The organism is Microbacterium sp. I2 (assembly GCF_051364985.1).
Classification (GTDB): Bacteria; Actinomycetota; Actinomycetes; order Actinomycetales; family Microbacteriaceae; genus Microbacterium.
Window position 1 is genome coordinate 260,250 of record NZ_JBLWIH010000019.1, and the last position, 11,651, is coordinate 271,900.

The 11,651-nt window shown below is 70.4% G+C and carries 9 protein-coding genes; 5 read left to right on the forward strand and 4 right to left on the reverse strand.

Going from position 1 to position 11,651, the window contains the following annotated elements; translation table 11 throughout:
• Positions 1-9: 9 nt before the first annotated feature.
• Positions 10-1,992 (reverse strand): anthranilate synthase family protein, encoded by a 1,983-nt coding sequence (locus ACLKM7_RS14850; RefSeq protein ID WP_436447929.1) that lies wholly within the window; start codon positions 1,990-1,992, stop codon positions 10-12.
• 170 nt (positions 1,993-2,162) lie between these two features.
• On the reverse strand, positions 2,163-3,395 hold the full coding sequence (locus tag ACLKM7_RS14855) for a low temperature requirement protein A (protein WP_436447930.1): 1,233 nt from the start codon (positions 3,393-3,395) through the stop codon (positions 2,163-2,165).
• A gap of 96 nt (positions 3,396-3,491) precedes the next feature.
• On the opposite strand from ACLKM7_RS14855, the gene ispG reads away from it, so the two are divergent.
• A complete protein-coding gene (ispG, locus tag ACLKM7_RS14860; RefSeq protein ID WP_436447931.1) occupies positions 3,492-4,643 on the forward strand; it encodes a flavodoxin-dependent (E)-4-hydroxy-3-methylbut-2-enyl-diphosphate synthase in 1,152 nt (383 codons plus the stop codon).
• 12 nt (positions 4,644-4,655) lie between these two features.
• On the opposite strand, the gene ACLKM7_RS14865 is transcribed toward ispG, so the two are convergent.
• Positions 4,656-6,080, reverse strand: a complete 1,425-nt coding sequence (locus tag ACLKM7_RS14865) for an RNB domain-containing ribonuclease (protein ID WP_436447932.1) — start codon at positions 6,078-6,080, stop codon at positions 4,656-4,658.
• A 55-nt stretch (positions 6,081-6,135) separates the two neighbouring features.
• Between ACLKM7_RS14865 and ACLKM7_RS14870 the strand changes: the two genes are divergently transcribed.
• On the forward strand, positions 6,136-7,323 hold the full coding sequence (locus tag ACLKM7_RS14870; RefSeq protein ID WP_436447933.1) for a benzoate/H(+) symporter BenE family transporter: 1,188 nt from the start codon (positions 6,136-6,138) through the stop codon (positions 7,321-7,323).
• Between the two features lie 22 nt (positions 7,324-7,345).
• On the opposite strand, the gene pcp is transcribed toward ACLKM7_RS14870, so the two are convergent.
• Positions 7,346-7,981 (reverse strand): pyroglutamyl-peptidase I, encoded by a 636-nt coding sequence (pcp, locus tag ACLKM7_RS14875; protein WP_436447934.1) that lies wholly within the window; start codon positions 7,979-7,981, stop codon positions 7,346-7,348.
• Between the two features lie 93 nt (positions 7,982-8,074).
• On the opposite strand from pcp, the gene ACLKM7_RS14880 reads away from it, so the two are divergent.
• The 3 genes from ACLKM7_RS14880 to ACLKM7_RS14890 are packed head-to-tail and all read left to right on the forward strand — an operon-like array spanning position 8,075 to position 11,646.
• Positions 8,075-8,611 carry an RNA polymerase sigma factor gene (locus ACLKM7_RS14880; RefSeq protein ID WP_436447935.1) on the forward strand — a complete coding sequence of 179 codons (537 nt, stop codon included), beginning with the start codon at positions 8,075-8,077 and terminating at the stop codon, positions 8,609-8,611.
• A complete protein-coding gene (locus tag ACLKM7_RS14885; RefSeq protein ID WP_436447936.1) occupies positions 8,608-9,804 on the forward strand; it encodes a hypothetical protein in 1,197 nt (398 codons plus the stop codon). The genes ACLKM7_RS14880 and ACLKM7_RS14885 overlap by 4 nt, the downstream gene beginning before the upstream one ends.
• Before the next feature lie 42 nt (positions 9,805-9,846).
• Positions 9,847-11,646, forward strand: a complete 1,800-nt coding sequence (locus ACLKM7_RS14890) for a proline--tRNA ligase (RefSeq protein WP_436447937.1) — start codon at positions 9,847-9,849, stop codon at positions 11,644-11,646.
• Positions 11,647-11,651 lie beyond the last annotated feature (5 nt).

Consider the following 11,651-nt stretch of genomic DNA (forward strand, 5'->3'; position numbering starts at 1 on the left):
TCGCGTCGCTCAGGCGCCGACGGGGGTCAGAGCGTGAGTGACGAGGCGCTCGAGCGTCGTCATGCCGTCGCGCGAGAGGATCGACTCGAGGTGGCCCTGCACCGACGCGTAGCCCGGACCGCGCAGCGCGTAGACGTCGCCCGTCTCGGCGTCGGCCGCGGTCTCGGTCTCACCCGCCCGCGTGTGCCCGGCGGGAACGCGCGCGGTGAAGGTGTTGTAGAAGCCGATGGAGGCCGGCGTCCCGAACAGGTCCACGGTCTTCTGCAGTCCCTGATGGGGGGCCGCGAGCGGTGCGAGGCCCAGTCCGAGGGAATGCGCCAGGATCTGGTGGCTGAGGCAGACCGCGAGCAGCGGCCGCCCGGATGACCGCCGGCGCCGCACCACCTCGCGCATGCGCTGCATGCGCGGGCTCGCAGGATCCCGGGGGTCGCCAGGGCCGGGCCCGCACACCAGCAGCTCGGCGGCGTCGATCTGCTCGTCCGTGACCTCGCTCCACGGGACGATCCGGGCGTCCAGTCCGAGGTGCCGCAGCTGATGGGCGAGCATCGTCGTGAAACGGTCTTCGGCGTCCACGACGATGGCCGAGCGTCCTGCGAACGGACCGGGCGTCCCGGAGCCCTGCGGGTTCAGCCAGAACTCCGCGAGGCGGGCGTTGCGCGAGGCGAGCAGCGCCGCGATCGCCGGATCATCCGCGAGGCGCCGCGGCTCGGGGGCCGGGGCGTCCTCGTCCACGGCGGCGGTGTCGACGACCGACGCGACTGCGGCGGCCTCGGCCGCGGCGTCGCGGGGCACGGCGCCGATCGCGCCGAGCACGCCCGCTGCCTTCCCGTGCGTTTCACCCACTTCGCCGTACGGGTCGGAGTGACGCACCAGGGTCGCTCCGACCGGAACGCGAAGGCGGCCGTTCTCCAGGTACGCCGTCCGGATGAGGATCGGGGCATCGAGGTCGTGCGTCGGCTCGCCGGCCGCATCGGCCGATTCCGGATGCCGCGGCGTGAACAGCGCCGCCACGCCCGAGTAGTAGCCGCGCGGGGTCTTCTCGTGACGCGTGATGACGGTGCACGCGTTCTGCATCGGCGAGCCGGTCACCGTCGGCGCGAACATCGTCTCGCGCAGGATCTCGCGCGGGTCGAGACGGCTGCGCCCGCGCAGCACGTACTCGGTGTGGGTGAGCCGCGACATCTCCTTCAGGTGCGGTCCGGTGATCCGTCCGCCGTCGGAGCACACCGCGCTCATCATCTTGAGCTCTTCGTCGACCACCATGAAGAGCTCTTCGGTCTCTTTGGTGGACTCGAGGAACTCCGACAGGGTCGCTGGGGTCGCACCGCCCTCCGGATGACGGAAGGTGCCCGAGATCGGGTTCATCGTCACGGTTCTGTACCCGGCATCCTCCGATGAGCCGCCGCGTGCGCTCACGTGGGCTTCGGGGCTCGCGCCGACCGCGACATGGCCGGGCGTGACGACCGCGAACGTCCAGTACGCGCCGCGCTCGTGCTCGAGGAGAGCCCGGAACCACGTCAGGGCGGCGGTCGCGGCATCCGTCGGCACCCCCGCCGTGAAGTCACGCCGGATCACGAAGTTCGCGCCCTCGCCGCGGCCGATCTCGTCGGCGATCACGCGACGCACGATGTCGGCGTACTCGTCGTCGGGGATGTCGAAGCCCGGCTCCTCGAGAGGAACGGGCGTCGTGGGCAGCTGAGCGAGAGCCTCGCCGCGGGGGATCCAGAATCGCTCGCCGACGATCAGGCAGCGCAGCGGAGCGCCGTCGTCGTGGCACTCGAACCCGCGTTCGCGCACTTGACGGAAGGGCACGAGCGCGAGGACCTCGCGGGCGGTTCCTTCGGCATCGGTGAGCGGGATATCGGCGAGCAGCTCGACGTCGACCACTTCGCCGGTGAGCACCTCGACGGTGGAACCGTCACGGGCGATGAGGGCGAACGGGATGCCGCTGTCGGCGATCTCGTGGAGCGAGGGGTGGGAGAGCCCGGTCATAGCAGTGGTTCTTTCGTCGTGGGGCGGTGTCCCCTACGAAAAGAAGACCGCCCTCGCGGGGCGGTCGGAGTCGCGCGAAACCCACCGCCTACGCGGTGAGCCACCAGGTGAGGTGTGCGGACATGCGCCGAACCTACCACAGCGCGTTCCGTGCGCGCCCGACCGTGTCGTCAGCGGGTGGCGCGCTCGAGCATCTCGGCGCCGTGGCGCCAGCCGACCGTCTCGTATCCGACCACCACGACGGCCGGGGCGCATGCGATCAGCAGGAGCGCCACGCCCATCGAGGCGCCGAGCGAGACGGCGACCACGCTCGCGGCGAGAGCGGCGACGGACCCGAGGTAGAGCCAGATGTGGAACGGATCGAACTGCATGACCGTGATGGCGTAGATGCCGAACAGGAACGTCTCGTAGACGAGGACGGGGATCGCGATGCTCAGCACCGCGAAAGTGGCGTCCACGTGGGCGTGCTCGGTGATCACGTTGGCCGCGACGTGGAGACCGGCGCCGACCGCGACGAGCGATCCGAACACGACGAGGTGCAGATACCCCCACGGGAATCCCCGCCAGCGATGGCGTTCGAGGACTCTCCCGAACGGGATGGAGAAGTAGTTCCACCACATTCCGAACGCCAGCGCCGTGCCGCCGAACGCGACGAGTGCCGCCTCGAGCGACCACCCGTCTTCCTCGATGACGGCGGAGATCGCGAGGATCGTGCCGAGGATGACCTCGCCCAGGGTGATGATCACGAGCAGGCCGTAGCGCTCCGCGATGTGGTGCGCGTGCCAGGGAGTAGGGCCGTAGCGCTTCTCGGCGAAGAACGGCCCCGCCATCTCGAACAGCGACAGCAGCGTGGTGAAGACGAGGGTGATGCCCAATGGCATGTTGAGGAAGATGAGGGCGATCCAGCCGACTTGGGCGATCGAGACGTTGACCGCGTAGGCGATGCAGGTTCTGCGACGCTTCTCGTCGTGCCGGGCAGCACGGATCCACAGCGCGATCGTGGCGATGCGCATCACGACGTACCCGGCGACCATGACGGTGTTGTCGAAGATGTGGCCTTCGTCGAGCGAGTGGAACACCGGAGGGATGCCGAGGGCGACGATGAGCACGCCGACCATGATCACCAGCGTCGCGATGCGGAAGAACGCGTCATCGGTGTCGTACGCCGACGCGAGCCACGAGTAGTTGATCCACGCCCACGTCACGGCGAATGTCGAGAACGCGATACCGGTCAGCGCCGTCGACACATGCCCCAGCTCCAGGTAGTGCGCGGCCTGCGATCCGATCTGGCTGAACGCGACGACGAACACCAGGTCGAACAGCAGCTCGAGGGGGGTCGCGGCGCGGTGCGCCTGCTGGGGGTCCCGTCCCGTCATCCGACCGAGGCGGTGGCTCAAGCTCATGGCGGGAAGATACACCGTGCGCGAGACCGTCGAGGGCGCGGCATCCGATCAGCCCATCGCCAGCCGGTGCACATGCACCGCGCGTAGGCTGGGGTCGTGCCAGCAGTGAACATCGGGATGCCCAAGGTCCCCGAAACGCTCGCCCCCCGCCGCAAGAGCCGCCAGATCAAGGTCGGAAAAGTGCTCGTCGGCGGGGATGCGCCGGTCAGCGTCCAGTCGATGACGACGACGCCGACGACGAACATCAACGCGACACTGCAGCAGATCGCCGAACTCACCGCCTCGGGCTGCGAGATCGTGCGCGTCGCCGTGCCGTCGCAGGACGACGCCGACGTTCTGCACATCATCGCCAAGAAGAGCCAGATCCCGGTGATCGCCGATATTCACTTCCAGCCGAAGTACGTCTTCCAGGCGATCGACGCCGGCTGCGCGGCCGTGCGGGTGAATCCCGGCAATATCCGACAGTTCGACGACAAGGTGGGCGAGATCGCCGCCGCCGCGAAGGCTGCCGGCGTGTCGCTGCGCATCGGCGTCAACGCCGGCTCGCTCGACCGGCGGCTGCTCGAGAAGTACGGCAAGGCGACCCCCGAAGCGCTCATGGAGAGTGCCGTCTGGGAGGCGTCGCTGTTCGAGGAGCACGACTTCCACGACTTCAAGATCTCGGTCAAGCACAACGACCCCGTCATCATGGTGAAGGCGTACCGACTGCTCGCCGAGCGGGGCGACTGGCCCCTGCACCTCGGGGTGACCGAGGCCGGGCCGGCGTTCCAGGGCACGATCAAGTCGGCGACGGCGTTCGGCATCCTGCTCTCCGAGGGCATCGGCGACACGATCCGCGTCTCGCTGTCGGCGCCGCCGGCCGAAGAGGTCAAGGTGGGGCACCAGATCCTGCAGTCGCTGAACCTGCGGGAGCGCAAGCTCGAGATCGTGTCGTGCCCCTCATGCGGTCGTGCGCAGGTCGACGTGTACTCACTGGCCGACAACGTCACCGAGGGCCTGAAGGACATGACGGTGCCGCTGCGCGTGGCCGTCATGGGCTGCGTCGTGAACGGTCCGGGCGAGGCCCGCGAGGCCGATCTCGGCGTCGCATCGGGCAACGGCAAGGGCCAGATCTTCGTGAAGGGTCAGGTCATCAAGACCGTGCCCGAGTCCGAGATCGTCGCGACCCTCATCGAAGAGGCGAACCGCATCGCCGACGAGATGGGTCCGGAGGCGTCTGTCGGCACCGCGCAGGTGGTCACGAGCTGAGTCCGGCGGGCCTTATATCGGCTCGAAGGACAGCGTTCCCGTGGCGATGGTGCTGGCGACCAGACGTACGCGCACCGGTTCTCCGGGCGTGCCGACGATGCCGTCGACGGATGCCTCCACCGCCGGCTCGGTGAGCTGGATGCGCGTGTGCGACGTGTTCTGCGCGAGAACGACCGCGTCGAACTCGTCGCCGACACGGCCCGCCAGGAGGGCTGCTTCGATCCGGTCGATCGTGGCCGACTCCAGGCGTCCCGCGAGCCCGGCGCTGGCCCCCATCGCCCGCGGCAGCTCTTCGAGCGAGTCGCGCACCCACTCGGGCACGTCCGACCCGCGCGAGGTCGACTCGCAGATGACGAGGCCCCATCGATCGACGAGCCGTCGCAGCGGGGCGGTCACGTGCGCGTACGGTGCGGCCAGCGCCGCCTGCATCGGCTGCTTCGGCGCGGAGCCGTCGAACGCCTCATAGCCCGCGCCGCGGAAGAGGGATGCCGCATCCTGCAGCACCGCGAGCGCCCGGGGGTCGCCGCGGTCGAGGGTGCGGAGGTATTCGCCGTAGTCGACGCCGCTCGGCCACGGCAGGCCGAGGAGCTCGGTCTGCCGGCGGAAGGCCGCCACCGCCTCTGGCGGAGACGGCGGCATGGTGCGGAGGATCCCGACGCCCGCGTCGAGCATGATGCGGGCGGCGGCCATGCCGGTCAGCAGTGACAGCTGGGCGTTCCAGTCCTCGACGGGCAGCGGCATCCGTCGTTCCAGGTCGTATCCGGTGTCGGTGAGCACGACCTCCTGGTCCGGGACGTTCAGCGATGCTCCGCCGCGTGCCGCCTCCTGCGCGAGGAGCGCCCGGCCGATGTCTGGCAGCGGCGCGAGGGCCGCCGGAGCGGTGCCTTCATCGAGCGCGCGCTGGGCCTCGTCGTACGTCCACTGCCGTCGCGACCGGATCAGCGCGCGGGTGAGCGCCGTCTCGCGCAGCGCGCCGTCGGCGTCGAGCATGAACTCCCACACGAAGGCGCGCCTCGTACGGTCGGGAAGGAGCGATCCGGCATCCTCCGAGATGACCGGCGGATGCAGCGGCACGCGGCCGTCGACCGCGTACAGCGTCTGCCCGCGCCGGCGGGCCTCGGTGTCGACAGCTCCGCCCGGCGCGACGAAGAACGGCACGTCGGCGATGGCATAGCGCACGATGAAGCCGCCATCCGTCGCGGTCAGGTGCATCGCCTGGTCGAGATCGGTCGAGCCTTCCGGGTCGATGGTGAGGAATTCGACCCCCGTCAGGTCGGCCAGCTCGCCGATCGGAGCCGCGGCGGCCGTGCGGGCTTCCGCCTCGACGTCGTCGGGGAACGCCGCCGCGATCCCCAACTCCTGACGGAGAGCCGCCAGCGCGACGGCGAGCTCGCTCTGTGCTGCCGAGGGGGAGAGTCGTGCCGTGCGACGCGCCATGCCCCGACCCTACCGAGGCGGGCCGGCGCCCGGATCCGCTACCGTCGGGAATCTCATGACCGACGCTCACACCCGCGCCCCGTTGTCCCGCCCGATCGTCGCGGGAATCGTCACCGCCCTCGTGGGCGTCACGAGTTCGTTCGCCGTCGTGCTCACGGGTCTCGACGCGGTGGGGGCGTCCAGCGCGCAGGCGGCGAGCGGCCTGCTGGTTCTCTGTCTCACGATGGGGGCGGCCGGAATGCTGCTGGCCTGGCGGTACCGGATGCCGATCACGGTCGCCTGGTCGACGCCCGGTGCCGCGGTGCTTGCGACCACGGGCGCGGTCGAGGGCGGCTGGCCCGCCGCCGTCGGCGCCTTCTTCGTGACGGCCGGCCTCATCCTGCTGACGGCTCTGTGGCCGCACCTCGGGCGCCTGATCGCACGGATCCCGCCTTCCATCGCGCAGGCCATGCTCGCGGGGGTTCTTCTGCCCCTGTGTCTTGCACCGGTGACCGGGCTCGTCGCCAACCCATGGGGCGTGGTCCCGGTGATCCTCACGTGGCTGGTGTTCGTCAGGTTCGCGCCGCGTTGGGCGGTGCCGCTGGCGTTCGTCGCGGCATCCGTCGTCGTCGGCGTGCACGTCGTGACCACGGGTGCGGCCATCGATCCTGCGGAACTGGTGCCCCGGCTCGAGTTCACGGCGCCTTCCCTCACCTTCGGCGCCGTCGCCGGCCTGGCGTTGCCGCTATTCCTGGTCACGATGGCGTCGCAGAACGTTCCCGGCGTGGCGATCATGCGCAGCTTCGGCTACGAGGTGCCGTGGCGGCCCGCGATGCTCGTCACCGGCATCGGCACGGCGCTCGGCGCCTCGGCGGGCGGCCACGCCATCAACCTCGCCGCGATCAGCGCGGCGCTCGCCGCAGCCCCGGACGCCGATCCCGACCCGAAGCGGCGATGGGTCGCGGGCGTGTCGACCGGCGCCAGCGGGATCGTGCTGGGCGGTTTGTCGGCCGCGCTCGTGGCGCTGGTCGTCGTGGCGCCGGATGCCGTCATTCCCGCCGTGGCCGGGATCGCGCTGTTCGGAGCCTTCGGGGGTGCGGTGCAGCAGGCCATCGACGACCCGGGCGAGCGTCTGCCGGCCGTGGTCACGTTCCTGGTCGCGGCGTCGGGGATCGCGATCGCCGGCGTGAGTGCCGCGTTCTGGGCTCTCGTGGCGGGCCTCGTCGTGCGCGAGGTGCTGCACGTCGGTCGCCGGTCGCGCTGAGACCTCGCCCGAGCGACTGCGCTCAGTGGAGGGCGCCTGCGGGGCTGCTCGCGTCGACCGTGACGTCGATGCTCGTCCGCACCGTGATCTCGAGGGCGCGGACGATGTCGGCGAGTGGAAGCGCGGCGGCTTCGTGCGACGGTGCGTGCTCGGCGGACCAGGGGACGTGGACGAATCCCGCGCGGGTTCCGGATGCCGCAGCCTCGAGCGCCGTGAAGAACACGTGGTTGCACACGAACGTGCCGGCTGAATGGGACACCTCGGCGGGGATTCCGGCGTCCGCGATTCGACGCGCGATCTCCTTCACGGGGAGCGTCGCGAAACGCGCGGCCGGTGCACCGGGGATGCTCGGCATATCGACCGGCTGCGCGCCGTCGTTGTCGGGGATGCGCGCGTCGAGGAGGTTGACGGCGATCCGCTCGACGCCGATCGCGGCCCTGCCGCCGGCGAGCCCGGTCGCGATGACGATCTCAGGACGATGTTCGGAGAGCAGTTCACGGAGGCAGGTCGCCGAACCCGCGAACGTGACCGGCAGCACGGCGGTCACGAGCGCGTCCGGGCCCGTCCATCGTTCGGCGACCGCGCGCACCGCCTCGCCGGACGGATTGACGTCGTCGTCGCCGAACGGCTCGAAGCCTGTGAGGAGCACGGTGGTCACCGGTCCAGGGTAGGCCGACGCGGTGGATGCGGCCTCTCCACAGAAACTGCGCGGTGGCGGGAACCGTCTGCGCGATCCCGGACACTACAAGGTATGAGCGATGACGACGCGGCCGCCTGGGCCCGTGTGCGCGCGGGCGACGAGTCTGCGCTGGGTGAGCTGTTCGACCGGCACGAGGCACGGCTGTTCCGCCACGCTCTGCGGCTGCTGAGCACGCGCGAGGACGCGAAGGATGCCGTCACCATCGCCTACTTCGAACTCTGGCGCAAGCGCGAGACGGTGCGGCTCGTCGACGGGTCGCCGTTGCCGTGGCTGCTCAACACCGTCTCGCACAGCGCCCGGAATCTGGAGCGCTCGGGCCGTCGCTATCGTGCGCTCCTCGCCCGTACGCCGGCGACGATCGACACGCTCGAGATCCGCGCCGCCGACGAGAGCGGCGTGCTGGCGGCGCTGCGGCGACTCCCCGCTCGTGAGCAGAGCGTCCTCGTGCTGACGGTGCTCGAGGGATACCCCGAACGGGCGGCAGCCGAGACGCTCGGCATTCCCGTCGGGACGGTGAAGTCCAGGCTGGCGCGGGCGAAGGCGAAGCTTCGGGACGAGATGACGGCGATCGAGGGGGCATGGGCATGAACGACCAACTGTCGCCGCGCGAGCACGCGGACATGCGCGACCTGGTGATGGCGGGCGCACAACGGATCCGGCCGGTCGGAAGGCACCGGATGCAGATCGTCGCGGGTGCGGCGGCGTTCGTGCTGATCGCCGGCATCGCCGGGGGAGCGGTCGCCACGGCGACCCTGCTCAGGTCCAACGCGAACCCCGCGCCGGTCGCCACACCGACTCGGAGCGAGTCGCCGGCGCCGTCTCCCTCCGCGACCCCGACGTCGGCGCCAACACCCACGACGGCGCCGCAACCCACCGTGTCAACCGGCGTGATGCCGTTCGGGGGCGACTGCGCCAACGTCCTCACCGATGATGAGGCGGCCGCCACCACCGGGATGCACATGATCCGGTCCGACTATCGGTGGCAGACCGGCGCCGACGCGGTGCTGGGTGGGATCGACTGCGTCTGGGTGACCGACGAGGTCTACCTCGCGGCCACCGTGCATGTCTTCGCCTATCCCGAGGCCGTGGTGCCTGCAGGGCTGGCATCGGGCCTGACGTCGGCGTGCCACGATGTCGACTTCGACACGTCACGGGTCGAGTGCTCGGTAGTCGGGGTCGTCGACGGGACGTGGCTGCTCGTCCGGGCCTCGGGTGCACGCGAGAGCGTGTCGCTCGCAGCCACCGAGGCTCTGCACTCCAGCGCATCGGTCAGGCTGGGCGACTATGCGGCGCCCGCCCCCGCGGAGCGGACGGAGGCATGGTGGACGCCGCCGGATTGCGCGACGATCGCGGCGGCAGTCGATCCTGCCGTCTACGGATACGAGCGCGTCGCGGCCACGACGGATCAGCCGATCGACTGGTACGCGCCCGACCGGCCCGAGGGGATCTCGTACCGAACCGGGGTGGCGTCCCTGTGCGCACTGCACTTCACGTCCGGTGCCGGAGAGAGCACCACCGGTGAAGTGGTCACCGTGAGCGCCGTGCCGGGCGGGGGCGTCTCGTTCCCGACCGCGCTCGCGGCGGAACAGTCGGTGCCCGTGACAGTCGAGGGCGCAGAGGACGCGGTGATCGCCCCGGGACTCGATCGGTACGAGGGTTCGGGGTCGGTGGTCGTGGCCACCGACGGCGTCAACGTGCTGATGGTGACGCCCGACTGGGTGCGCGAGACGGCGGATGCGGCCGGCCTGGCGGCGGCTCTGTTCGCGCTCATGCATCCCTAGCCGGGCCGGGCGCAGCATCCGGCCGCCCTAGACTTGACCCTCGTGGTCACACGTCTGTCGCACTTCTTCCTCCGCACACTCCGCGAAGACCCGGCCGACGCCGAGGTCTCGAGCCATCGGCTGCTCGTGCGCGCCGGCTACATCCGGCGCCAGGCGCCGGGCATCTTCGCGTGGTTGCCGCTGGGGCTGCGCGTCAAGGCGAAGGTCGAGGCCGTCATCCGCGACGAGATGGCCCGTGCCGGCGCCTACGAGGTGCACTTCCCGGCCTTGCTGCCGCGCGAGCCGTACGAGGCCAGCGGCCGCTGGGAGGAGTACGGCGACGCGCTGTTCCGCCTGCAGGACCGCAAGGGCGCCGACTACCTGCTGGCGCCGACCCACGAGGAGGTCTTCACCCTGCTGGTGAAGGACCTGTACTCGTCGTACAAGGACCTGCCGCTGACGATCTATCAGATCCAGGACAAGTACCGCGACGAGGCCCGGCCGCGCGCCGGCCTCCTGCGGGGCCGCGAGTTCACGATGAAGGACGCATACTCGTTCGACGCGTCAGACGCAGGGCTGGACGCCAGCTACCAGCTGCAGCGCGACGCCTACGAGCGCATCTTCGCGCGGCTCGGTCTCGAGTATGTGATCGTGCAGGCGGATGCCGGAGCCATGGGCGGCTCGCGATCCGAGGAGTTCCTGCACCCCACCCCCGTCGGGGAGGACACGTTCGTGCGTTCTGCCGGCGGCTACGCGGCGAACGTCGAGGCGTACACGACGGCTGTGCCCGAACCGCTCTCGTTCGACGGTCTCGGCGCGCCGGTGATCTTCGACTCGCCGAACACGCCGACGATCCAGACGCTCGTCGACCACGCCCAGGCGAACCTCGACGCTCCGGCTTCGGGGATCGCCGGACCGGCGACCGACGGGGCGACGGCATGGACAGCCGCGCACACGCTGAAGAACGTCGTGCTCGCGTTGACGCACCTCGACGGCACGCGCGAACTTGTCATCGTCGGGATTCCGGGAGACCGGGAGATCGACGACAAGCGGGCCGAGGTCGCCTTCGCGCCCGCCGCGGTCGAAGCGGCGACCGATCAGGACTTCGAGCGCCACCCCCTCCTCGTGAAGGGATACATCGGCCCGTGGTCCGAGACCGGGCCTGTCCTCGGCGAAGAGTCTGCGACCGGCATCCGATACCTGCTCGATCCGCGGGTGGTCGACGGCACCGCCTGGGTCACCGGGGCGAACATCGACGAGAAGCACGTCCACACGCTCGTGGCCGGACGTGACTTCACCGGCGACGGGTTCGTCGAGGTCTCGAACGTCCGGGAGGGCGACCCCGCCCCCGACGGTTCCGGCCCGGTGACGCTGGCGCGGGGCATGGAGATAGGCCACGTCTTCCAGCTCGGCCGCAAGTACGCCGACGCGCTCGGTCTGAAGGTCCTCGACGAGAACGGCAAGCTCGTCACCGTCACGATGGGCTCGTACGGCATCGGTGTGACCCGCATCCTCGCGATCATCGCCGAGCTCAACAACGACGACAAGGGCCTCATCTGGCCCGCTTCGGTGGCGCCGTTCGACGTGCACGTGGTCGCCACCGGTCGCGAGCCCGTCGTGTTCGACGTCTCGGAGCGGCTGTCGGCAGAGCTCGAGGCATCCGGCCTCGATGTGCTCTACGACGACCGCCCGAAGGTTTCGCCCGGGGTGAAGTTCGGAGACGCCGAGCTCGTCGGCGTGCCGCAGATCGTGATCGTCGGCCGCGGCGCGGCCGACGGGCAGGTGGAGCTGTGGGATCGCCGCACCGGTGACCGCGAGGTCGTGCCGGTGGCGGAGGTGGCGGCGCGGCTCGCCGCACGCTGACGACC